This window comes from Legionella nigrisilvae (assembly GCF_977063395.2).
The window spans coordinates 1-24,986 of sequence record NZ_CDRUGZ020000045.1 but is presented as its reverse complement, the minus strand read 5'-3'; the positions used below and the strand labels follow the sequence as shown (position 1 = coordinate 24,986).

Sequence of the window (24,986 nt, the reverse complement as noted above, 5' to 3'; positions counted from 1 at the left end):
GCTGGCACGAATACAGGAGAGAAGCAATGCTTACAAACGCTATAGAATGGGTTCAAGATACTTATCAGTTGCTAAAGGAGACCTGGAATGACAAAGGGCTAGCCGATAACGGAGCCGCTTTTGACCTCAAGGCGCATCAATATCCTTCTTTTACTGAGGAGCTATTACCTTATCAATATTTTGATGAGGAATCGAAGCTGTTTTTTAATGAACACAATGCGGGTTTAATTTATCGCATTGTCCCTTTAACGGGTGCGAATGAACACATAGCAGAGCAGCTGGATGCGCTGCTTCAATCTAAAGTGTCTCATGAGTTCACCTTGCAGTTGATTTGCGTCAAACACAATCAGGTAGGGAAAGATATTGAGGCATTTACTTCGCAGTTCACAAAAAGCGAATTTGAAAATTTAAGCCTGTTAGGAGAGAACCTTAAGGCATTTTATCAAAAAGCCGCCATACACGGTTTTAAAACCAACACGATGCTTGCACCTCGATTAACGCATACGGATTGCTATATCGTCATTGATAAAATCAAAAAAGAATCTGAGAACGATTTAAAAGCCTGTTTTGGCCAGTTTCGCGTTTCATTTGAAGCATCCTTAAGTGCTGCAAAAATTGGATTTAAGCAAGCAGATGCGACTGATTTTTTGCATTTGCTTCAGTTTTATCTGGATAATTGCCCTGATGCAATTACCCCACGCCCTGTTATATACGACAAAACCAAATTACTTAAAGAGCAGGCACTGTCTCATGACTTTGATATTGAAATTAAAAACAATGAAGTAGTAATTCAAGGGGCTAATGAAACTGGACATGCTTATGAAACAGCTGTATCTGTTCTGACCATTGATCGCCTCCCTCGTCAGTATTGTTTATGGGAGAACATCAATAATACCAGCAACATTTTTCATCCTGATAAAAGAATATCCTGTAATCACATCATCTCGGTCATCTATCTGGTTGAAGAGCAGGGACGTGCTCAGGGTAGAGCGAACCGCAAGACCCGTGATTTGGATAAAAAATCTAAAAGTGATTATGCCTTGAATGTAGCGGGAACTGAGGAGCAGGCAAGAGTATGGCGTACTTTTCGAGATGATTTATCCTCACAGAAGACTCGTTCTGTAAAGATGCTTTATAACGTGGTTCTTTTTTCAAGACCTCATGAAAAAGAGCGTGATGTGGAGGCTGCTCGCACGGTATTTGCGTTCAATGACATTAAATTGGCATTGTGTAAACGTATGCAATGTCCGTATTTTTTAGTCTCGATGCCGTTTTTTTTCACAGGAAATCTGGCTAAGGATTTTTCTCTTCCAACCATGATGTGGCCAATTTCTTCATGGAATGCAACCCAATACATGCCAATTCTTTCTGACTGGCGCGGGGTGGGCAAGGGTATTTTGTTGCCCACCATGCGCGATCAGTTTGCCTGCATCGATCCTTTCTCGGGTGCATTTGGCAGCAATTACAATATGGCTGTAACCGGAACATCGGGCGGTGGTAAAAGTTTTTTCATTCAGATGCTGATGCTCAATATTTTATTTAATGGCGGGGATATTTTTATTATTGATGTAGGTGGAAGCTACAGAAAACTGTGTGAGGCGCTTGGTGGGACTTATCTTGAATACAGCAATTTGGCGATGAATCCCTTTACCCATGTTACGGACATTTTACGAGAGATTGATGACATTATTGCCTTGTTTGAATTATTAACTTGCCCGACCAGCGGTGCTACAGATGACGACAGAGGCACTTTAAGAGAAGCCATTTTAACCGCTTTTGGAACAACTCAGAATCAAACGCGCATTGATGAGGTTGCAGGAGTCTTATTGTCATTGTACGAGCACGACCGCGAAACCTATCCTACAGCGCGCATTTTGTCTAAAAACCTTCAGCGTTACTGTTCTGCCTCAGAGCATGGAAAGGCGTTTAATGAACCATCCCAGTTATCGCCTGATGCCCGCATAATTGTAGTTGATTTGAAGGAAATTGAAGACAATCAAAGCATTCGCGCACCGGTTCTCCTGTCCGTTATTTCTCAGTTTCAAAGACGTATGTTCAACTCGGACAGGAACAAACAAAAGATGTGCATCATTGATGAAGCCTGGTCTTTTTTTACAGGGGATTTAATTGCAGTGAACTTTATTACCAAAGGCTTTCGTACTGGTCGGCGGCATAAAGCATCATTTGTCACGATTACTCAGGGGATTGAGGATTATTTTGAATTTTCAGAAGCTCGTGCCGCATGGGAGAACTCCGCTTTAAAGCTTGTTTTTTTACAAGAAGAATCACCGCTTTTAGAGCATCAAAAAAAGCATGAGACTTTTTCGGACTACGAGATGACTATTCTGAAATCATTCCCAATAGCGAAAGAAGCTGGTTTTTCGCAAGTTTTGTTGCGCGCCAACGGTATTTCCTCCTTTCATCGCTTGTTCGTTGATCCATTTACTCGCGTGCTTTTATCTTCTGATGGAGATGATTATCAGGCGGTCATTAATTATGTGGCACAAGGGATTGCATTTCTTGATGCGGTATCGCATGTCGCAGAACTGCATTATGGGAGGGGTTATGCCATTTAATCGCTTAAACACCACATATTGGGTCATTGCAGGAGTTTGTGGGTTCATTGGAGTCCTGGCGGGTATGTTTATGATGTGGCCTAAGCCGTTACCTCTTTTGGTGGTTGATATGAATCGTGCCATAGAGGCACCTTCGGTGCTGCTTGCCCGTTCTAAACTGACTCATGAAGAACAATTAAACATTATGGATCGCTTTTCACGAGCCCTTCCAGAAGTCATCAAGGACTATGGAAGGTCTCACCGGGTAACCTTAGTCAGTGCACCTGTATTGACTGGTTACAAACCCTCCCAAGTGGATGTAACAGACGAGCTCATTGCTTTGACCATAGCAAGGATAAAGCATGAAGCGCACTAACAAACGGTTTTTAGCCCTGATTCTTGGTCTGGCCTTCTTATTAGAGCCTGTAAGTCATGCAAAAAATATTGGTCAGTATGGCCAGACATTCCCTGTTAGAGAAGAGGATATAAGAAAAGTCATTATGAACAAACTCAATGCATTACAGCAAAGTGGTGATTTAGAGCATGTTCAGCGTGATTTAGAGCAGAAAGCAGCGCGTCAGGCGATGAGACCACACCCTTTGGCATTGAGCACGACTCGCACGCCTAAGACGTTTCGCATCTCACCGGCAGTGACTGTATCTCATGATATCTGGACTCCTGATGGGTATTTAATTGCAAAAGCAGGAACGCGGATAAACCCATTTGAGCGCGTTCACTTCCTCAAAACCCTGATTTTCTTTAATGCGGATGATGCAAGACAGGTTGCCTGGGTTAAGAACCATTACACCGATTTTAAGCACGTTAAGTTCATTTTAACCGGTGGTGATGTTCGAGTTGCTGCAGAGCTTTTTGGTCGAATTTATTTTGATGTGAACGGCATCATTTCATCTCGGCTGCAGCTTCAACACGTTCCAAGCATAGTCAGTCAGGTAGGTCTTGATTGGCAAATTAAAGAAATTGGAGTGAATGATGAATAAACGACTTTTCTGTTCAATTGCTGCAGGCTTATTCTTCATCTGTTCATTGCACGCATCGCAGTGTAAAGGGCATTTTGTCAATCCTATTACCGACATTTGCTGGGATTGTTTGTTCCCTTTAACCATTGGTTCCTCCGAAGTAGTAAAAAGCCAGTATCCTGATACTAAAAATCCTGGGAACCCTATCTGTTCCTGCCCAAACAAATTACAACTTTTAGGAGTTACTATAGGTTATTGGGAACCCTTTGCGTTAGTCGATGTGACACGAAAGCCATATTGCATGGTGAATCTTGGGGTGCAACTACATATTAAAGACCAGGGTCTTGGTGGTTCACAAATGCCCGATACGGATGGGCGAGGCGCATTTTATTACGTGCATTGGTACAAATACCCTCTGATGTATTGGCTGCAGGTACTTACATCCATCGGCTGTATGGAGACAGAAGATTTTGATGTGATGTATTTGAGTGAACTTGATCCAACATGGAATGACTCTGAGTTTGCTTTTGTTCTTAATCCAGAGGCCACCTTATTTACCACATCGCCAGTACGGGCGTCTTGTGCAGCAGATGCAACCAAAGCATTGGCAGGAACGGCCATGGATTCTCTATTCTGGTGCCAGGGCGCTCAAGGATCTACCTATCCGCTCAATGGTTTTGTGGCAAATCAGGCAAGTCCCATCAGTGCCGCAACGCTCCTGGCAGAACGCACCGACTTTAAGCTTCATCGCCTTGGAGCAATTAAAGATTCGGTCGGTAAAGATTGGCCTGCACTTTGTCGCACCTATCACTCTTCCATTTTGCCTAAAAGCCGGTATCGCTACCAGTTAGTCAATACATTACCTGATGCGAAACGCTGCCAGCCCTTTGGCCGTTCAGTCATTACCTGGGAGGCCGGACATACCTACCCTGGAGATGGGGATAATTTTGGCTTCATGATTTGGCGCAAGAGAAATTGTTGTTTTTTATAAGGAGGCCTTTAATGGCGCACTACATTAAAATCATTATCCTGTTTCTGACCGGGATTGGCGGATGTTTTGCAAACACTAATGATGAATTAAGGCAGTATCAAGAGGAGGGGGCTCACCAAGTATCAACCATTTCGAGTAAGACAATCGAAATGCTAAATCGTACGTCCTCACGGAATCAATCAGAGCACCAATCATTGATTGATACACTCATGCAACGCAGCGCGGACGGTTTACAAAGCAATCAAAAACCGCAGAGAGTAGAAGGTGCCATTTTATTTGTATCCTTTTCCATGCCCGACTCACTTCTATTTGCATTGAGCGATGAAGCAGCACGGTTTCATATTCCCGTGGTCATTAATGGCTTAGTGGATGGTGATTTTAAACAAACCATAGAAACATTTAAACGCCTTAATAGCGAAGCTCAAAAGCAGCATTTAAACTTTAAGGGAATTTCTATTGATCCGGTCTGGTTTAGTCAATTCCACATTACAACGGTTCCAGCGCTTGTAGTCACAGAGCCCTCCAAGTCTTGCGGTTCAGGGCAGTTCTGTGCCAATCAACCCTTTGATGTAGTCTATGGCAATGCAAGCATAAAAAAAGGACTGGAGCTCATCGCCCAGAAAGGAGATGCAGGAGCCACATTAGCGGCCACCATATTGGAGAAAGGCCATGTTTAGATGCATGTTGGCCATCGTCTGTATTTTTGGATTTGGCACGTTCTCAGCTGCCAATACAACAGCGCAGGACTTTCAGAAATTAAAAGAATACGCAAAATCTTTGGGGAATCAGCCACTGAGCGCCATGAATGAATTTAAGCCCCAGAATACCTTCAAAGACTATACGGAAAATCCCTCGCAATCGCTTCATTATCAGGGGGTTGAAACTGAAAAAACGGATTTAAGTACCTTGGCTGCGAATGCCTTAAAAAATGATGCCGGTGGACATACTGTGACCGAGCATTTTGGTCAGCGCCAGTTTGAAATCAATACTAAAAATGAAGCGATTAAAAACGCCAAATTAATTGAAGAAGAAAGTTATGCGATTACCCATGGACAATCTAATGAGCGGATTAAATGCGATGAAAAGCCACAGGCTTGTGAGATTAAGTCGCATGAGGAAATCTGTCATACATCAAGGCAATTACCAGAACAACAGTGTTTAAAAAAACGCAAAGTAACCGTGAACACAGAACGATGGAGTCAAAGAGCTGACTTTGAGGTATGGGTTCATAAAAAATGGACTGGACTCATAGCGGTTAATCTTATAACGGGTGCGATGACCAATAGCGCAGGAGGACATTTAACCAATCCTGTTAAATTAAATCATCCCTGCGAGGAGATGAAAGCCACAGTACACTCCATTCTAAATAATGGTGGTTCTGCTCATTGGGTGCGTGTTGTGGGACTTCCAACCTGCCAGAATGGAGGAGTAATCACCCTGTATATTTCAGATAAGTTCAGTCGCTATTACCCAATTCAAGTGGCATTGACGATTAATGCTCATTCTAAATCCTATGTGGAAGAAGAGCACTGGGATAATGAATGCGCTGCTCTTGAGACAAACAACCTATGTCAAAAAACACAAGAGCAGTGTACTGATTCCAATCCAACCCGTGTCATTAATGGCCTGCCCGTCACCCGCGATTGCTGGGAGCTTAATGCACGATATCAATGCGCATCCGCTGCAGCTGATGAATGTAAAACGCAACGTGAAAAAGGATGCTTACAGGCAAGCTCGCGCTGTACATTAATGAACAATAATGCCTGTTCACTCTATGAGCAGGTATATCGTTGCGATGAGACAGTCTGCCCACAGCCTGTGGCTTGTGTGCGTGATCTCTTTTGTGCCGATGGAGACTGCACGGAACATGCTGCGACTCAGAATGATGGTTTTGGAGAGGCCATGGCACCCATGGCCGTTGCAGGAGCTGCTGGCGCTGAGTTTGGTAAAACGCAGGCCACCTTATTTTCAGGCCATCCCGTTCAGTGCAAAATCTGGGTTTGGGACATTATTGATTGTTGTTCGAATGAAGGCTGGGCTGACAAACTCCATATCGATTTGTGTCGTGAAGAAGATAAGGCTTTAGGCAAAGCCAAACTCAATTATCTGGCTCATTACGTAGGCGAATTCTGCAGTCAGAAAGATCCCATTTTTGGCACCTGTCTGGAGCACAAACGCACCTATTGTGTCTTTGACAGCAAAATGGCGCGCATTATCCAGGCCGAAGGACGTTTAAGACAATTAAATCCCAATGCTTTAGGAGATGCGGAGCATACACGCTGCGCGGGGCTCAGTGTGAATGAATTACAAAGCCTTGACATGGGGCGCATCGATTTTTTAAACCCTGTCTATCCATTTCCCCAAGGACAACCAACAAAAGAAGCAGGAATTGTAGGCGATGTCGTTTTAAATAGCCCCGACGCTTCAAAAGCAATGGATGAAATCAAACGGCGAGTCCAGAAAAAGGCAGAACAAAAATGAGATTATTTACTATTATTTTAATGTTACTTTCCATGCCGGCCATGGCTGATTTAGTAAGTCCACCTGCTCATGGGTTTCATTGGTACAGTACAGAAAACAAAGAACCTCAGATGAAACCTGTTCAAATTCCAAAGGTGTCAAAGCCTGCGCTGACTCCATATGAAGAGCTCATGGAAGTCCGCAAAGCCACCATGAATAAGCTCGCAACGGCATTAATTGCCCCATCATTTGATGCAACCTATGAGTACATGAAAGCCCAGCAGGTGTATGCCAAAAACAATCAGAAATTTGTCCAGTACTGGCAACAGGTGCTGTTGTCTCATCCTGAGCTGGATCATTCCTTAAATTTTCCAACTGACAATACGGCTGTGGCCATTCGCAATGATTCAATGAATCTTTTAATGGAGAGGGTAGTCCGAGAAGGGGCTAAACGTTATGGATTAATCCTTTTTTACAAAGGGAACAGTTCCATTTCGCAAAAATTCATCACTCATCTTGTGCCATTCGTCAATCAGACCCACTTTTCAATGATTTCGGTCACAACAGATGGACAACCCATTGAAGGTTTGCCTAATCCTAAAAACATACCTCTTCATGAAATACAAAAAACAATGAATTTACAGTCACGCTACATGCCCGCACTGTTTCTTGTTGATTTAAAAACACAAAAAATGTCGCCTTTATCTTATGGTTTCGTCTCCACAACCGAGTTAAAAGAACGCCTGCTGGATGTGGCGACTCATTACAAACGATACAGCTATGAGGGGTTTGAAGCATGATTGTCCGCATCATTTTTTTACTGCTTTGTTCTGTAATTAATCCATTGCACGCCAATGTGGCAGTTGAAGAACTCAATGCACTGTTATTGAAAAAGCAAGCCCCTAAAGCTTTTGCACAGAAGGAATCAGCTGAAGCTAAAGATTTATCCCAAAATTATTATTTTGCATTTATTTATCGAAGCACCTGCCCACATTGTAAAAAATTCTCCCCTGTTTTAAAGGATTTTTCAGAAACATTCCATATTAAGGTTCGTGCTTTTAGCCTGGATGGAGAGTCCCTGGATGGACTCGATACCACACCATTAACACCTGAGCTTTTTCAAACATTCTATGTATCAGGAGGGTATAAGCCTACGGTTCCCGCCTTGTTTTTAGTCAATCGACATACCCTGGAGGCCTACGCTGTCTTGTTTGGAGAAGCAACTCCTTATCAGCTGGCACAAAGAGTACATGAATTAAAGCAACACATTGAGGAGAAATTTAATGATTAGAGCTCTTGTGCTAACCGTTGTTGCGTCTTTTACTTGCGTGACAGGAAATGGTGTTCATGCATCAGCCAGTGCCGATTTAAATCATTTTTTTAATAATCTTGGTTATTCTGCGAATGTCACGGGTAGCCATTCCTATGAATCACAGGCAGCAGGATTTGCATCATTAGGCTCTGTCTATGCCAGAAATCAGGTGCGTTCCATTCAGATAGCTCACGTTGATGTACCTGGGTTTCGCTCAGGATGTGGCGGAATTGATATTTTTGCAGGTGGTTTTTCCTTTATTAAATCAGAGCAGATTGTTTCCTTCATGCAGAATATTTTAAGTAACGGGGCAGGCTATGCAATGAACCTTGCACTGGAGACCGAGCTGCCTGAAATTGCTCATGCCATGCAATACATGCAAAAGCTGGCAAATGACATTAATGGGACAAATTTTAATTCGTGTGAGATGGGAGAAAACCTGACTGCAGCGCTTTATCCCAAAAATAGAGCGGCACATCAGCGTTTGTGTGAGGACATCGGGCGTAATCGTAATGTATACACCGATTGGGCAGAAGCCCGACATAAATGTTCGACAGGAGGGGAGATTGAAAAGCGATTGGAACAGGCAAAAAACGATTCAGAATATAAAGACAGGGCTCTTTTGAATACCAACGTAGTTTGGGATGCATTACAACTGAATGAATTCATCAAATCAGATACAGAAATTTCAGAAGTCTATATGTCGATTTCAGGAACACTGGTATTTGATGCCAAAGGAGGGATGCAAACGTATCCCTCTTTAGCGACTAATCAGGATTTTGTAAAAGCCTTGCTCTATGGAGGCAAATTACCCAGCTATAAGTGCACTGATTCAAACAAACCCATAAAATGTGTTGCCATCAATGTGAAAGGAAGCCAGGAGATCAGCAGCAAAGATGCTCTGGTTTCTCAGGTACAAGCCATCCTGCAGGGAGTTTATGAGAATATCAAATCAGGGACGGCCTTAACGCCACAACAAAAAGGGTTAATTGAACTAACCCAGCCGTCTGTATTTCAGCTCATTTCAGCCAGTGCACAACAGAATATCGGCATACAAAGCAGTTATGAACTTGCTCAGAGTGTAGCAACGGATTTGCTTGCCCAGTATCTTGCAAATTCACTTGAAGTGATTCGAGCATCCCTTGCAGGGCGTGATTTAGGTAGTGATCATGAAGAGAAATTATTTAAAAACCTGCAGGTAGCCCAACAATTTGTAGATAATTTTAATAGCGAATCACGAGCACGTTTTAATGCCGCACTGACCACCAATCAATTGGTTCAAAACAACGTGAAGCAGGCGCTTAATGCCCTTAATCCCATCTTAAGAAAATCATATACCGGAGGGGCACAATGAGCCCATTATTAATCTACACCCCACAAAATGGGATTTATTTAAAAGAGTTGCTTGATGGTATGGCCGCTTTGCTTACTGAATCTACCTTTAGTACGGCGTGTGACATTATCATGATTCTATCCGTTGGTATGGTCGGTTATCAGTACGTGATGGGGAAAAAGCTCGAATCATTAACTCGCTTTGTGCTGACCACCTTTTTAGTCATGTATTGCGTGCTAGGCATTAAAGTGCCTGTGGCTATAATTGACATGCAGACAGCCGAAGGAGCAGGAGAGGCCTTAACAGTTGATCATGTGCCTTTAGGTGTTGCATTACCTGCAGCAGTCATTAGTGGCATGGGGTACGGAATAACAACTGCTTTTAGTGATGTATTTCACATGCCAGATAGCCTGGAGTACAACAAAACCGGAATGATTTTTGGTGCAAGAACCTGGCTTGCGGCAACCCAGACAAGGCTCTCCATGTCGCCTGATTTGGCACAAGACCTATCGTCCTATATCCGTCAATGCGTGTTTACGGCAAAACTTTTGGCAAGTCACCAATTAAGCCCTCAGGAGCTTACCCAAAGTGCTCATCTATCTAAAACCTATTTTGAGAGCCCATCGCCTATTTATCGGGTGATTCTGCACAATGGAGACAATTTAAGTTGTGCTGATGCAGCAGCCAATTTAAAAACTCGATTGCCCGTTGCAGCCAAATTAGAGTTGGAGCGTCTTAATCATCTGGTAACCACAGGTGCTTTAGGATCACGCAACACGGACAGCAGTTCTTTACCAGGCGAAAAGACTTTTGGTGACCGGCTGCAAGCTGCTCACAAATATTACATGAACATTACCGAAGATGCGGCTGAAACACTTACGCAGAATATCTTAATTAATGCGACCCGAGATGCTGCTGCCGATGCTTTTGCTTTTTCAGGAGCTGATGCGGCACTCATGAATTACACCAATACGGACAGCACTCAAAAAATGCACATTGCCGAAGCCAATAGCTTTTGGCTTGCAGGATTTCGCCTGCCTTACTATATGACCGTGATGTGGATGCTAACGCTGTGTATTTTTCCATTAGTTGTTTTAATTTCATTTTTCCCGACCCTGAGTAACGCTTATTTCTTGTGGGTACAATCTCAAATCTACCTTTGGTCATGGCCGCCGATGTTTATTATTTTTCATTGGTTTGTTTCTATGGCCTCAAGTACTACCATTACTTTGTTTGGTCAAAAAACCGGAGGTGTGACCTTCTCTAATATCGATTCATTAGCGAGCATGCACAGTAATTTCGCCTATACGGCAGGCGCATTGGCGGCAAGTGTTCCTGTTATTGCCCTGTACATCACGAAAGGATTGGGACAGATTTTAAGTACCTCCTCCCAGCATTTTGGTGGTATGGCACAATCTTTGTCAGTCAGTGAAGCACAATCTGCAGCTGCAGGTAACATCTCAATGGCAAGTTACAGCGGTTGGAATATGAACTATGAAAATACCAGCGCCAATAATGTTTCGGCTAACAAGCACGATACCAATTGGACGAACATGCATGGGATGCACACGGAACAATTGGGAAGTGGAGTGCTTAAGACGACCACAGGCCATGGAGATGCTGTTTTTGATGTAAGTCCTGGGATGTCACGAGGACCCGTACACATTTCAGATACAAAGGCCTTAAGTGGCTCTTTAAATCAGGCTTTTGAGGAATCCAGGCAGGCTGCAGCCAATGAAAGCCAGCATTATCAAACGTCCTTATCCAGTTTTGCGCACAGTGCCGTACAATTATCGAAAATGCAGGGACATGATATGCGTTTAGGCGATGGAGTATCTGAAAGCGAATCCGGTCAATACAGCCAGGCCTTATCGACCATGACGCATATTGCCTCGGATGTAGCTAAGCGCGAAGGGATAAGCCAAGAGGATGCGCTGGCTCATATGACCTCAGCTGGATTAAATGCCCACGTCGGAGTCGCAAGTGAAAAAAGTATGCTGGGAAGTATTGGGCGATTTGCTTTTGGAGCAACAGGAGGTGCTGATAGTCATGCCAAGTTCGATAGGTCATCAACGAGTAGTGATCGTTACCATGAGGGTACGGACAGCAGCATGTCAGCGAAGGAAGCAGAAGACTTTAATCAGGCGCTTAATTACGTGAGCCAGTTTGCACAAAACCATCATTTTGATAACAGCCATTCGGAAGGGGCAAGCCTTTCGAATCAAATGGGTACTGACTTGCGGGAAGCACAAACGGCAAGTCAAAACTACGATGCCTCGATGTCTAAAGCCGCTCGCATTAGCACGGCCAGGAGTTATGTGGAATCAAACTCCGATCAGATTACAACCGATCTTAATCAGGCATTTCCTGGCTTTGTGGCACACCGCATTGGAGAAAAGGCACGAGATGAATTGTATTCTAATCCTTCAGATCTGGCTTCATTAAAACAATTACAAATGCTAGCTAATGAGTTTATCAGTGAACAACGAGAAGGTTTAATCGCACGATACGGCAATGCTTCTAAAAATGCTCGGATTGACTCCTTTTATCAGGATGCAGCAAATCCATTAAGTACCAAAGAGTCACAAATGAGAGCGGACTACCACAAAAACAGTAATGCATTGGAGGATTCTGGAAGGACTCTGGGAGTTGGCATGGATGCATCAAGAGCCGAAAGCATGCAGCAAAAAATTAATAATCAGGTCGATGCGGCGGTAAATAAAACAAGCAGTGGAGGAGGGCGTTTAAAGAGTCAATACCAGCAAGCGGTTGAAACAACGAACAACGATGTAGGCGAGGGGAAAAAACTGGGGCAAAGTAACGTCAACGCAGTTATACCTCGCCTATTTTACTAAATGGGTTGATCATCATGATAAATCAGCCCCAAAGAAGGAGCTTATCCATGAATAATGAAGAAATGAATTCACAAGAATTAAAAGAGGCCATCGCCTTGGATATAGAAACATTAAAAACATTGGACGTGGATATTATGCCGGCCAAGGAGTATTACCAGGCGAACAGGCGTTTGTTTTTGCATGTTTTTTTTAAACTATATGGAACAATACTTCTAGGATTTTTACTTCCACTCCCTTTTTATTGGAACGTATTGATGGTGGAGATTTCAACGCACGAGCTCATCTACATGTTTTTCTGGCTGCCATTAATGGCTCTAGGACTATGCCTTTTTGTTTTTCTATTCATTTACAGCACATTAAATCAATACATTTTGATTGACTATCAATTGAAACACAAACTAAGAACAGGCTCATTGATTGTAAAACAAATAAGAAGGGCTGGAACTATAGCCTATCGAATATTTGCGGGGATTGTTTTGATTCCTTCACTGTTCTTGTTTCCCAGTGCTGCCTTCTTCATATCCTTTGGCGCGTTTTTCATCAGCGGGATTTTAACGAGCATCCTTGTTGAAATGGAGCTCAATAGGATAGGCATCAGCGTGCTGTTTACTCTCATAAAGAATTATTTTGATAAGGACAAAAATGCCAGTGCGGCAATACCCTTAAAATAAACAAAACACATCAAAAAGAATAATTTTTAACCACAAATACAAGCAGTGGAAGCCGCTGCTTTGCCCAAAACAAGCTGGAGGAAGATATAATGCGCCATGAATCCAATTACAAACATTATACACGGGGCGGCCAGATCTCATTCCATAATCTGCGGATGTGGTTTCAGATTAACAAAGCGCTCTTTCATGTTTACTTATTCATTTGGGCAGGGTTAAGCATTGTAATGACCTGTATCTTTGCGCCACATGGAATGATAAGACAGACTGTGTCCTATCATGCGGCTCATTTTTATCACCTGGCAGGGGTGCCACATGTATTTTCTATCCCTGTTAAAGGGGGGTATGCATCACAAACTGTCGAACAGCTTCTCCACAATCACTATTTTTCTGCTACCTCCGATCGTTTACTGACACTCCTGTTACAGTCAACTCTATGGAGTTTTCCCCTATCGTTGATTGTGGCACTTTTGGTGAGCCGATATTTCATTTATCGAGGAAAGGTACAAACACAAAACCAATTTATACGAGGGGCTAGTTTAGTCCCATCAGAAACACTTAAAAAACAGATCATAAAGCAAAGAAAAGCATCTGATTTACATCTTGATGGATTTCCCCTGTTGCAAGGTGCAGAGGTGCAGCATTTATTGGTTCATGGCACGGTTGGGATGGGGAAAAGTCAGTTCATTATGAAATTGATGGATTGTTTACGTGCACGAGGCGACCGAGTCATTGTCTATGACAAGGGATGCACGTTTACTCAGGCTTATTTTCAGGAAGATCATGATGTTTTACTTAATCCTTTTGATGCACGCTGTGCTAATTGGGATTTATGGCTGGAAGCCCCAAAAGATGAATTACTGGAAAACATGGCAGAAAGCCTCATCCCCATGCATGGAGAAAACGATCCATTTTGGGTTAATGCAGCACGCACCGTGTTTGCCTGTCTTGCAAGTCAAATGCGTGAGGATAAGGAACGTTCCCTATCCAAGCTGTTAGGGTTACTGGTAACGGGCGAGTTTAGTGAGTTGGAACCTTATCTCAACGGCACGGCTGCAGCGACTTTGGTCAGTAATAAAATAGAAAAAACAGCCATCTCCATTCGCTCCGTCATCACAACCTACCTTAAATCAATGCAGTCGTTAAGTGGGCTTGATGAATCTGGTAAGCCTTCCTTTTCCATTCGTGATTATCTGTTAAATAAAGATTTGGAGGGCTGGCTTTTTATATCAAGCAATGGGGAACAGCATAAATCTTTAAAACCATTGATTTCGATGTGGATTGCCATGGCATCCCTGACACTTTTGAGCTTGCCAGAAGATGCGAACAGGCGAATTTGGTTTATTTGTGATGAATTACCAAGCCTGCACAAATTACCCTTATTGGGTGAAACCATTGCTGAAGTCAGGAAATTTGGCGGCTGTTTTCTGCTGGGAATGCAGAGCTTTAGTCAATTGGAGAAGGTATATGGGCGTAGTGGGGCGGCTGAAATTTTTGACTTGCTGAATACCCGAGCCTTTTTTGCAAGTCCAAGTCATGAAATGGCGCAACTTGTCAGTAAGGAACTTGGGGATGAGGAAATTGATGATACCCGAGAAAATTATTCTTATGGAGCTAACTCCATTCGTGATGGGATTTCCTTAGGAAAAAACCGTATTACACGACCCTTGGTGACTTATCCTGAAATTATGGGGCTTGATCCGCTTACTTGTTATCTGCGATTGCCAGGTCAATATCCTATAACAAAATTGGAGCTTCATTATCAAAAAAGAAGCGCGAAGGCTTCAGGTTTTCTACCTCGTGCCATACCGTCTCTTCCTGTTTCTAATACCAGCATTAAACATGTGCCTGTTGTTAATGAGTCCTCAGACAGTCGCTTTAATGCGCAAGAGTCGACTAATTCCAAGCGTTTCCAAGGTGAATACGAGATTGAATCTATTTTTTGATAGAGGAATAAATTATGTTAAGTCTGCGAGTTAAACCGATTAAAATGCCAGGTTATTATTTTGATAAGGAAAATTATTACTTTTCAAATCAATTGACCACCGAATGGGTGGGGTTAAGTGCTGAGCGACAAAACCTTTCTGGAGAGGTTAACGTACTATCCCTTGAGGCCGTTGTTCGTGGTGCATTACCGAGCGGCGATGTCATTGGCCTCAAAACCCAATCCGGCGAAATCAAGCATCGTGGCGGATATGATCTGACCTTCTCCGCGCCTAAATCGGTGTCCTATCTTGGTTTGGTTTGTGGCCATAAAGAGTTTATTGATTTGCATTTAAATGCCGTAAAAACGGTATTAAAACTCATTGAGAAGGAAGCTGCCGAAGCACGCAAATCAGGAAAAGAGGGTATGGAGTATGAAAAGACTGGCAATCTGTGTTTTGCGACCATCCTCCATGACACCTCCCGAGAGCTTGATCCTCAGCTCCATGTGCATGCACTTTTGATGAATTTTACTGAACGTCTTGATGGCAAGTGGCGTGCTTTAGCCTCTGATATCAGTCGTAATCACGGCACTATGGAATGGATTATGGACAACCAAATCTTTTTAGGGCTTGTGTACCGGTCTGAAATTGCTCTTGGTTTAAAAGAAATGGGGCTCGAAATAGAACATACAGGCGATGCCCATGGTTTATTTGAAATCAAACATTTTGATAAGACATTGCTGGAACGAATGTCTAAACGCCGTACCCAGGTTGAAGAACACATTAAAGGGATGCACTCAAATTCGTTAAAAGCATATGACAGAGCAACTCTGGATTCAAGAAAGTCAAAGGAAGTGGTTTCCCCAGAGGAATTACGCATGCGATGGAAAGCAGAAAGTGAAGCGCTGGGAGTAAATCCTGCCACCTATCTGGCCACTTTAAAGGATAAAACCAAAGAATCGCATACGCCTAAAGAAGCCATGTCCAATAATCAAGAACTCGATAGAAGTGTTCTTGATGCAATTGCGCATTTAGAAGAGAAAAAACTTACATTTACCTATCAGGAAGTGTTACAGACAAGTCTCTATTTTTCCTTAGGTGAACAGGGCTTTGAAGCGCTGATGTCACGGATTGATCAAGAAATTGATGCACAAAATCTGATTGCTCTTAATGCAGAAAACTCCTCTTTTACAACGAGTAAGCTCATTAACAAAGAACAAGAGCTCATAAAAAAAATCGTGAACTTCACACACCAAAAAAAAGGCATCGAACGAAATATGGATAAAGTGTGCAAACTCACCGATAATGAGTCCATTCAAAAGGCAGTAACTCAAGCCTTATTTAATAAAGATGGAGTTGTACGCATCAAGCAGCAAAGCGCTACCTCGCGTGAGCTTTTAAGTACTTTAATTGATTATTCACAGGATTCCAAAATAATTCGTATCCTTTGTCCCTCTGCTTTTTCTGCCAATACAATCAATAAGGATATGGCCAAATCAGCGCCTACACTGTGGCAATGGATTTTATCTATTGGGAAACAGGATTTGTGTGAAACAGTAGCAGGCTTTAATTATCGTCATGGTTCAGAACATAAATTGCCCTTTTTTCATAGTAAAAAGGAGCGCGAAGTACTGATTGTGGATGAAGCACAGCGCCTGGCTCCTGACGAGATGAATACTTTATTATCTATTGCCGATAAGCGATGTGCCAAGGTCATTTTTCTGGAAAAATCACAATCTCTGTCTGGCTTTAAATCCGATATTCCCGACTTGCTTGATAAAGCCTGTATAAAATCATTTGAGGTTGATGACAGAAAGGTGCCGGCCACCAGCATCAATCTTATAGAAGCCCAAACCGTTGAGGGACGTATTCTTAAAACAGCGCAAATGTACTGTAACTTGCCAGTAATCCAGAGGCAAAATACAAAAGTCTTTACTGTCTCAAAGCTCGAAGCTAAAGAAGTCAATGAAGCAATCCGTACTCAGTTAAAAGAGCAGGGAGAGATTTCATCAGATGAAAAGACTATAAATACATTAACCCGTATTCCCTTGACCCTCAGTGAAAAAAAACTGGCTAAAAGTTATCAGTCCAATTGGATATTAATCCATAACACCCGTACGGAATCAAAAAAATTCACGGTACTCGGTATTAATGAAAAAGACAATCAATTGATTGTTCGTAATTCCAATGGGGCAAGATCACTACTTGCTGCTAAAAATATTACAGATTCCATGCAGATTTATGAACAAACACCTTTATCGGTAGGAATCGGGGATCAATTAGTGGCCACTGCCAGTTTATCCTTTGAAGGATTAAAAATAGGAAACCAATATGAGGTTACTGCATTTACCCGACATGGAATAAAAATAAGAGATGGGAAAAGAAGCATTCATCTTATCACGAGTAACGAAAAGCATTTCCCATTGAGCCATGCCTATGCCAAAACCATGTATTCCGATGATCTTAAACCCGTGAAACAAACCATTATGACACTGCCAGCCTATGCGCTCAAACAAAATACCATGTCGCTTTTATGCGAATCCAGTAAAGAAAACGTAATGATTATTACGGATAATGTGGACAAGGCAAATCGATTTGCCATGAAAAGTGCGACAAAATCCTCCGCGATATCGCTGACTTTGGATGCCGCCAAAACAAATCATGGTGCACAGATTATTGACCATAGAACCACGAGTGATCTACTCAGTTCACTAGAGCAGGCCTTAACCCTATTAACCGCTAAAAAACCCCAAAAAAGTGATGCGGAAAAAGCGCTGCACTTTGCAATTGCTCACCTTTCAGAACGAGAGGCAGCCTTTACTCGATCAGATTTACTTGAAGTGGCCGTTCATCAGGCTATTGGAAAAGCAGGTCTTAATGAAATAGATAACGTCCTGGGTAATGCCATAAACAGTGGCGACTTAATATCTGGAGGGAACGAGTTTTTGACCACCAAAGAAGCGGTGGCATTTGAAGAATCGATTATAAAGAATGTTAAAGCGGGTATTAACATTCTTAAGCCATTGATGAGCAGTGATGAAGCGCAAAAACAACTAGAACTGACAGATCTTACCAAAGGCCAAAAAGAAGCTTGTGAGTTAATCACGACTACATCCGATCAGTTTATTATGATTCAGGGGTATGCAGGAACTGGAAAAACAACCATGACTCGCAGTGCTATTGATACCATCAAGCATGCCCAATCAATGACTCATGAAGAGGTTGAACTAATTGCGGTTGCGCCCACTCACCAGGCTGTAAAAGAAATGAGGGCTCTGGGAATTGAAGCCCAAACATTAAAGAGTTTCCTTATTGAACAAGAACAGGAATCGACATTAAGCAAAAAAACACTTGTTCTTATCGATGAATCATCCATGGTCTCTAATCGAGATTGCGCAAACCTCATGCAAAAAATTCATCATTCTGGCGCTCGTTGTGCAATGCTTGGCGATATTAGCCAACATCAAAGTATTGAAAGCGGTAAGCCAAGTAAGATATTAATTCAAGAGGGAAGCATCAGGGTGGCCTGTATGGATGATTTGGTAAGACAACAAGTTATCGAATACAAAAAAGCAATCGAAACATTAATCGCCGGTGATATTGACAAGGCCTTAGCTCAGTTAGCCAATCAACCCTTAGACTCAATCACCCGCACTAAAGCGGATAGTCCTTACCATAGCATTACCTCTTCAATTATTGAAACAGGCGATTCGACCAAAGACTACCTGCAACTGGAAAACACACAACAGCAATCAATAGATCCATTCCAGGAAGAATTAAAGCAAAAGAACCCCATCGAAATGGCTGTAGGAGATTATTTATCTCGTACACCATCATGCCGTGATAACACGATTGTTATCATTCATGAAAATAAAAAACGGGAAGTTGCAAATGGTTTGATAAGAGATGCCCTTATGAAAGAATCTACTTTAGGCTCCGAAAACAAAGAATTTCCGAGACTGTTAAGCACTAATTACACTACTGCAGAGCTTTATTATTGCGAAACATATCGGGATTGCTTAAAAAAGCAAGAGGAGTATTTTTTAAAGAAAGCGGAGCACTATTTCAAAGTGGTTTCAGTAGATGAATCAGCGAAAGTGGTAGTATTAAACGATGCGAAAGGAAATAAATGCCTCTTTGTTCCTGAAAAAGAAAATAAAGACTGGAAAATTGAATTGTTTCAATCGATGCCAGGAAGGGTTTCAGTTGGTGAAAAAATTCATTTTAAAAAATCCGATAAGACTCTAGGTCGATTCGCTAATGAAAGGGTACAGGTGACGGCGGTAAATAATGAGTCATTTACCGTAAAAGACAGTAGTGGTGTGGAACACGTGCTGCAAAAAAAATTGATGAGCGACTCCCATTGGGATTATAGTTATACGGCTACCAGCTATTCAATTCAAGGAGCTTCATCCCCATTTGTTATTGGGGTTGCTGAGACTAAAAATGCGCAAGTAAATCACCTGCGGTCGTTTTATATTATGGTAACGCGAGGCTCCTTGCAGGCAATGATTTATACAGACGATCATAAAAAGCTGCAAAAACAACTTCGCGTTACTCCTGAGAAAACTTCTGCATTGGAATCACTTAACCATCTGAATGTCCAAACAAAGCCCCCAATACCCAATGCACCATCAACATCACTCAAAGCAGCGCAAAGAATGCCCATAATGAAGAACCAGGAGCCTCGTTATGATGCGAATATGCTGTCACAACACTTATCCGAGCAGGCAGAGCTGGTAATAGAATCATTGCTAGGGCAGCCTAATCAAGCGCTTTCTTCCAAAACAGAATATCGATATGGTACTCACGGCAGCTTAAGCCTCTGTTTAAGCGGAGAAAAAAGAGGAGTTTGGCATAACTTTGAAACACAAGAAAAAGGAAACATGCTTCATTTGATCCAAAAAACATTGAATCTAAATTTTAAAGAAAGCCTTGAATATGCCGCCAAATTAACAGGTGATGACCTAAAGGAACGTATTAAAATAGCAAACAAAAACCCCAATAATTTTCAAGTGAAAGACACTGATAAGAAAAGAAAAACATCAGATTATGGTTTGCAATTGGTGCGAGAATCCAAACCTATATCAGGCACTATAGCAGAAAGGTATTTAAAAGAAATTAGAAAGATACATAATGTATCTGGGGAAAATATTCGATTTCATCCTAATGTCTATACCAAAGATACTGAGGAAGTACGCTACAGGCCAGCACTGTTAAATATTGCACGAGACAAAGACAATAAAGTGGCCTGCGTTGAAGTGGTATACCTGGATAATGAAACAGCAAATAAAGCAATAATGAAGATAAAACCCAAGAAATCTTATGGCTCAAAAGCAGGCGTTGGCGTCGTTTTAAGCGAGGGTAAAGGACATGAAAGTGTCACCTACATTACAGAAGGGGTGGAAACCGGATTAAGCGTTAGAGATGCAGTTCAAAATGAACGGGTTATAGCGACTCTTGGGAAAGAAAATTTTGTAAATATCGATATGGCATTACTTACAGATAAAATAGTCATTTGTATGGATAATGATGGCAAATCAATTAAAGAAGATAAGGTAATCATTCAAACCATTGAACGATTAAAACAGCATGGAAAAACTGTAGAAATTGCCATTCCGTTACATCAAAAAGACTTTAATGATGTGAATAAAAGCAGTGGGGTTCAAGGAGTGGTAGATATATTAAATAAAGCAACGAATGTCGATAAATTTATTGGCTGCCCTAATAAAATAGATATGAATCAAGATCAAATTAAGAAGTGTCTTGAGAGCATTTCTCGACAAATGAATCTCGAACTTCCTGAAAATAAAAATAATCCAATTGAGAAACTGAAAACCCTGCAGCGAGGAGAAATGGAAATATATTAATTACTTGAACGCAGTGCATCTAGGAATTTTATATGAAAAAAATGTTTGGAGTAATTTCTCTTTTATTGATAAATGGATCATCGGTCTACCTCATTTATCTCTATGTTTCAATAGCGTGCTCCACCAAAGTGAATAACCTGCTTCAGGTTGCTTATGAGCCATCTGGAATGCAAATGATTTTTTACTTTATATCGTTTCCAATTTTTATGGTTTTAGCAATATTAAGTCGTATTCATTGCTATTATTTTAATGTAAAAAATGGATTGACTTTATGTTTATTTTTAATCTGGTTCTTGTATTTTATGTTTATCATATACATTGATCGAATAGTTCATTTTCCTAAAGGGAATGAACTATTTTATTATGGTAGTTTGGCTATTTCATTAGTGGCATTTGCTTTAATTGGATTGACAACATATTTCCAGATGAAACAATTAATGACTTATTCAGAGTAAAATTTGAAGCTTAAAATAAGCCATATTATTTTTAAATTTAACTGGTAAATACCATTAATACTAACTTAATTATTGATATATCCTTCAATGAAATTATCTACTTTCTTCTTAAGTTCTGCGATATGTTCTTCGGCATTATTTGATTCACCTGAAAGTTTATTTTTATCATAAACACAGCGAAAAATATCAGCACTTATTCCCAGTAATCTTAAAAGATGAGTCGTGTGTTGACGATTCAATTCCTCCTCTTTTTCTAAGCGTCTTTTTTCATCTTCGCTGATTACTGGATTATCTTTATTGTGTAGGTATACCTTAATTCCTAATTCGATCATTTCTTTCATGGTTTGGGATGATGAATCATGTCCTTCATCTTTTTTAATTGTTTCGAGCTGATCAATGATTCTTTGATTTAGATAACAATAAGCCTTGGGCATACAATCCTCTTTTAAATTTATAATGCAGGTTCTGTGCATTGTTTTTACCTGGTTTAGAATAATTGTATCATTTAATAATGGGTGTCGAATAGGTGTGTATATTCGTTCAATAGATATTTTTTACTCATTCAATAGGTGTGGATTAGGTGTTGATATTTTATAACTTATTGATTATTATTAAAGAGTGGATGCACACCTATATAAAATAGGGGTGTTAGCAGATCTTAAAATGCCAATCCGCACGTAAGCTACTGAATAATAATAAAATGTTTTAAGCAATAAACATTGCGAGGGGTGTGTTCTTTTTTATTTGGTTTTGCTTTTTTTGTGTGTGTTTCACTGGCCATTTTAGTATAGTTTATTTAAATTAATATTTTGGGAAGCGCATAATAATTGCGTACTTGTGATTCACGGATTCTCTTATCTATAATCGTGTCACTGAACAGGGATATTTATATCATGGGCATATTAAAAAAAATTCTGAAAAAAATTGCTAAAATCATTCATTTTCGACCATATAGCGAATGGACTGAAAATGAAAAAGCAAAGTATGCTAAACAGAATTCTTTTCGTTCTTGCTCCAAATCAAATAATACAGAAATTAATCCTGCTACAGGATTACCAATGATTGGAGCTTTAGACAGCATGGGAAATTCTTTTGGTTCCAGTGCATCCGATAGAGACAATTATTGGAATAATGATTATCATCATTATTCAACGTACAATAGCAGCAATTATGATCCATTTAACAATCGTTATTAAAAGACACTAATTTTTATATTAAATTGAGGATTTATTATGGCTTTAATCAGCGCAAGAAAAGCACCTGAAACTGAAAAAATTAAGATCGAAATCAGTAAAGATATTTACTCAGAAATAAAAGAATACTGCTTATGGGCTGGTATTGATAACATTAGCCATTTTTTTGAAGAATCATCTACGATGATTTTCTCTAAAGACAAAGAATGGAAGCAATACAGAAAAGAGAAAAAATTAACTTTAGCATAATCAATTTAAAAAAGGATATTCAAGTGAAAAACAGTATTAAAAAAACGTGTAAATACATAGTACCCATAGCTATTATTAGCATATTTGTTTTTCACTCTTATTCAGTCCAATCAAAACTAGAGCAGAAAGAAAAACAAACCTATATTACTATAAAAGAGTTATCCGAACTTGCCGCGAAAAATCGAGGTGTTGAGCCAACTTTTCTGGATAAGGCAGTAATTGCTATTATGGATTGGCTCATCCCTGTCGCTTTTATTAATAAGAATGAATATCTCAAATTACTGTCTGAACATAAAAAAGAAATTACCTCAGAATCAAAAAAAATTTATGTGCCATCAAGCAAGATGGGGGAAGTTGTAGTCATCAAAAAATTTAAATTTTCAACACCGGAGATTAAGGAATCAAAATCCATACCTATGGGCAAAATTTTTAGTGCATTTGTCATCGCTCCCTTTCATGATTCTGATAGTCCTAATCAATTACAGTTTAAAATAAATATCAACCCCATTTCGTGCACCGCAATCTCTGATTCCATTTTAAAAACTGATTATAAATCAGGGAAAATAGTCGCAAAAATTAGCGAGATAAAGTGTGCTGATGATGAGTCGAAAATCATACCTTTAGAAGCAGTCGCACTTGTGTCAGGTAGGGTATTATCCTAAAAATGAATATTCGATCTCTTCAAATAAAAGCACATTCTATAGTCTTATGTTTTTCTTTAATTAAACGGAAGTTGGCGTTTCTTTTATTCATTGTTTTTCTGATAAATAGTAAAGCTATTTTTTCTTACATAAAGAGCTCTTTAACTGTAATCATTAACAAATTGGATGTTCTTATTTTAGATCACCAAATTTTTTATTATTTGGTGATCTTATCAATCAACATTCTATTAATTATCAAAGCATATTCAAGGTATAAAACTAACAAGATGAGGCATAAAGACTAGCAAAAAACACCTCTTGCAATTCAAAGTAATTCCCAATCTCCAAAGTATCCCTCTTTGGTTTTGATTAAATCCTCATAAACGCACATTTCTAAACCATTCCCTAATTCATCCCACCCCGTTAAATCCATGGCCTCCTTCAATGCGCTCTCAGTAACAAAAAAGATCCTTGGTACTCCATAAGTCCATATAATCACATCAACATCATTAAGGGTTGCGCCTTCAAATCCCCAATCATCCATTTCTTGTTCTGGGGTATTGCGTCCATGATATAATCTTAATTTCATAATTGTCCTTTAAAATTGATTGATTTGCTTGTCATCCGTAGAATGATGAACAAAGGAATACTCCTTTGCTCATCAATGCCTGCTTATCTTTTTATTTCCATCATTTTTTCAGTAAGAGTCCATAACGCACGATTTAATTTCACATTTTGATCAATGGCTTTTACTTCTCTGGTTTTGGTTCGAGTGGTGTAACCGTATTTATTTAAACGATGGCCACGGATCCCACCTTTAATTAAGTTTTCTTGCAGGACATTAAACACGGTAAACAAATCATTATCTTTTTGATCTACATAACGCCTTGGTTGCAATAAACTCTTAGGATTAACGATAATACCCCCCTCTGTATCAGAGAATTTTAGTGAGTGAGCAGCTTCTGCAAAAATCATTTTTTCATCGTCATTCAAGTGAATGGAAGCCATATCATCGGATACATCAAGCATGTTATTTGCTGTCTCAATCACTTTGTAGGTGCCTTCAATGACATTCCCAAGAACATCCCCCTGATGTTTAATTCTAATTTCGTTATACGCTTGTCCAGCGATCATTCCATTACTGCACACAACCCGAAAAAGACCCGCCATTAAGCGATAAGAAGACAAACCATCATGAGAGTTAATAAGAACCAATTCGGGATAAAGCCCCTGATTATTTTGCAGGACATCATGGCGTTGAAAACGGAGCATGTGTTTTGCAAATACTTTCGCTTCTTGGTTCTGGCTTTTGGTCTGGGTTGCCCAAGTGGGGAAAAAACCTTCTGACATTAATTTATCAATGATTTGCTCGGTTGAAATGGGCGAGTACTTGGTACTCGTTTTATAAGAGCTGGCTTGTGTGAATATGGATGGCGCTAATTTGAATAATTTATCTTTTGATAATACTGGTAACATGTTGTTCTCCTATGTTTTTACTATTG

Annotated in this window: 20 protein-coding genes; 17 read left to right on the top strand and 3 right to left on the bottom strand. The window is 40.5% G+C overall.

The window, feature by feature from the left end; all coding sequences use genetic code 11:
• The first annotated feature begins 26 nt into the window (after nucleotides 1–26).
• The 14 genes from traC to ACWTE2_RS33780 all read left to right on the top strand — a co-directional run bounded on the left by traC (nucleotide 27) and on the right by ACWTE2_RS33780 (nucleotide 21,401).
• The gene (gene traC / locus ACWTE2_RS33845) at nucleotides 27–2,576 is read left to right on the top strand and encodes a type IV secretion system protein TraC (RefSeq protein ID WP_014845146.1); all 2,550 of its coding nucleotides are present in this window, start codon (nucleotides 27–29) and stop codon (nucleotides 2,574–2,576) included.
• Nucleotides 2,566–2,931, top strand: coding sequence for a TrbI F-type domain-containing protein (locus ACWTE2_RS33840; RefSeq protein ID WP_014845145.1), 366 nt, complete (start codon nucleotides 2,566–2,568; stop codon nucleotides 2,929–2,931). Before traC ends, ACWTE2_RS33840 begins: the two co-directional genes overlap by 11 nt.
• The gene (traW, locus tag ACWTE2_RS33835; protein ID WP_014845144.1) at nucleotides 2,918–3,553 is read left to right on the top strand and encodes a type-F conjugative transfer system protein TraW; all 636 of its coding nucleotides are present in this window, start codon (nucleotides 2,918–2,920) and stop codon (nucleotides 3,551–3,553) included. Before ACWTE2_RS33840 ends, traW begins: the two co-directional genes overlap by 14 nt.
• Nucleotides 3,546–4,523, top strand: coding sequence for a conjugal transfer pilus assembly protein TraU (gene traU / locus ACWTE2_RS33830; protein ID WP_014845143.1), 978 nt, complete (start codon nucleotides 3,546–3,548; stop codon nucleotides 4,521–4,523). Before traW ends, traU begins: the two co-directional genes overlap by 8 nt.
• Before the next feature lie 11 nt (nucleotides 4,524–4,534).
• Nucleotides 4,535–5,200: a type-F conjugative transfer system pilin assembly protein TrbC gene (trbC, locus tag ACWTE2_RS33825; protein WP_101901819.1), complete on the top strand. Its 666-nt coding sequence runs from the start codon at nucleotides 4,535–4,537 to the stop codon at nucleotides 5,198–5,200.
• Nucleotides 5,193–7,004 carry a type-F conjugative transfer system mating-pair stabilization protein TraN gene (gene traN / locus ACWTE2_RS33820; protein ID WP_014845141.1) on the top strand — a complete coding sequence of 604 codons (1,812 nt, stop codon included), beginning with the start codon at nucleotides 5,193–5,195 and terminating at the stop codon, nucleotides 7,002–7,004. The genes trbC and traN overlap by 8 nt, the downstream gene beginning before the upstream one ends.
• The gene (gene traF / locus ACWTE2_RS33815; protein WP_014845140.1) at nucleotides 7,001–7,783 is read left to right on the top strand and encodes a type-F conjugative transfer system pilin assembly protein TraF; all 783 of its coding nucleotides are present in this window, start codon (nucleotides 7,001–7,003) and stop codon (nucleotides 7,781–7,783) included. The genes traN and traF overlap by 4 nt, the downstream gene beginning before the upstream one ends.
• On the top strand, nucleotides 7,780–8,274 hold the full coding sequence (gene trbB / locus ACWTE2_RS33810) for a type-F conjugative transfer system pilin assembly thiol-disulfide isomerase TrbB (RefSeq protein ID WP_014845139.1): 495 nt from the start codon (nucleotides 7,780–7,782) through the stop codon (nucleotides 8,272–8,274). The genes traF and trbB overlap by 4 nt, the downstream gene beginning before the upstream one ends.
• Nucleotides 8,267–9,649 carry a conjugal transfer protein TraH gene (locus ACWTE2_RS33805; RefSeq protein WP_014845138.1) on the top strand — a complete coding sequence of 461 codons (1,383 nt, stop codon included), beginning with the start codon at nucleotides 8,267–8,269 and terminating at the stop codon, nucleotides 9,647–9,649. The genes trbB and ACWTE2_RS33805 overlap by 8 nt, the downstream gene beginning before the upstream one ends.
• Nucleotides 9,646–12,483, top strand: coding sequence for a conjugal transfer protein TraG N-terminal domain-containing protein (locus tag ACWTE2_RS33800; protein WP_014845137.1), 2,838 nt, complete (start codon nucleotides 9,646–9,648; stop codon nucleotides 12,481–12,483). The genes ACWTE2_RS33805 and ACWTE2_RS33800 overlap by 4 nt, the downstream gene beginning before the upstream one ends.
• A 47-nt stretch (nucleotides 12,484–12,530) precedes the next feature.
• Entirely contained in the window at nucleotides 12,531–13,154 is a 624-nt protein-coding gene (locus ACWTE2_RS33795; RefSeq protein ID WP_014845136.1) for a hypothetical protein, read from the top strand.
• Nucleotides 13,155–13,243: 89 nt separating this feature from the next.
• Nucleotides 13,244–15,097, top strand: coding sequence for a type IV conjugative transfer system coupling protein TraD (gene traD / locus ACWTE2_RS33790; protein ID WP_014845135.1), 1,854 nt, complete (start codon nucleotides 13,244–13,246; stop codon nucleotides 15,095–15,097).
• Nucleotides 15,098–15,111: 14 nt separating this feature from the next.
• Complete coding sequence (traI, locus tag ACWTE2_RS33785; protein ID WP_014845134.1) at nucleotides 15,112–20,946, top strand: conjugative transfer relaxase/helicase TraI; 5,835 nt, start codon at nucleotides 15,112–15,114, stop codon at nucleotides 20,944–20,946.
• Between the two features lie 32 nt (nucleotides 20,947–20,978).
• Nucleotides 20,979–21,401 carry a hypothetical protein gene (locus ACWTE2_RS33780; protein ID WP_019350439.1) on the top strand — a complete coding sequence of 141 codons (423 nt, stop codon included), beginning with the start codon at nucleotides 20,979–20,981 and terminating at the stop codon, nucleotides 21,399–21,401.
• Nucleotides 21,402–21,466: 65 nt separating this feature from the next.
• On the opposite strand, the gene ACWTE2_RS33775 is transcribed toward ACWTE2_RS33780, so the two are convergent.
• On the bottom strand, nucleotides 21,467–21,835 hold the full coding sequence (locus ACWTE2_RS33775; protein WP_014845133.1) for a hypothetical protein: 369 nt from the start codon (nucleotides 21,833–21,835) through the stop codon (nucleotides 21,467–21,469).
• 393 nt (nucleotides 21,836–22,228) lie between these two features.
• Between ACWTE2_RS33775 and ACWTE2_RS33770 the strand changes: the two genes are divergently transcribed.
• From ACWTE2_RS33770 to ACWTE2_RS33760, 3 genes are read left to right on the top strand one after another with little or no spacing between them, the layout of a single operon-like run.
• On the top strand, nucleotides 22,229–22,597 hold the full coding sequence (locus ACWTE2_RS33770) for a hypothetical protein (RefSeq protein ID WP_255464430.1): 369 nt from the start codon (nucleotides 22,229–22,231) through the stop codon (nucleotides 22,595–22,597).
• A 36-nt stretch (nucleotides 22,598–22,633) separates the two neighbouring features.
• On the top strand, nucleotides 22,634–22,843 hold the full coding sequence (locus ACWTE2_RS33765; RefSeq protein ID WP_014845131.1) for a hypothetical protein: 210 nt from the start codon (nucleotides 22,634–22,636) through the stop codon (nucleotides 22,841–22,843).
• A gap of 23 nt (nucleotides 22,844–22,866) precedes the next feature.
• Nucleotides 22,867–23,505, top strand: a complete 639-nt coding sequence (locus ACWTE2_RS33760) for a hypothetical protein (RefSeq protein ID WP_014845130.1) — start codon at nucleotides 22,867–22,869, stop codon at nucleotides 23,503–23,505.
• 304 nt (nucleotides 23,506–23,809) lie between these two features.
• Here the strand turns inward: ACWTE2_RS33760 and ACWTE2_RS33755 are convergent, their stop codons facing one another.
• Both ACWTE2_RS33755 and ACWTE2_RS33750 read right to left on the bottom strand, forming a co-directional pair.
• A complete protein-coding gene (locus ACWTE2_RS33755; RefSeq protein WP_014845129.1) occupies nucleotides 23,810–24,073 on the bottom strand; it encodes a hypothetical protein in 264 nt (87 codons plus the stop codon).
• Nucleotides 24,074–24,156: 83 nt separating this feature from the next.
• On the bottom strand, nucleotides 24,157–24,960 hold the full coding sequence (locus tag ACWTE2_RS33750) for a DUF932 domain-containing protein (protein ID WP_014845128.1): 804 nt from the start codon (nucleotides 24,958–24,960) through the stop codon (nucleotides 24,157–24,159).
• Between the last annotated feature and the right edge of the window lie 26 nt (nucleotides 24,961–24,986).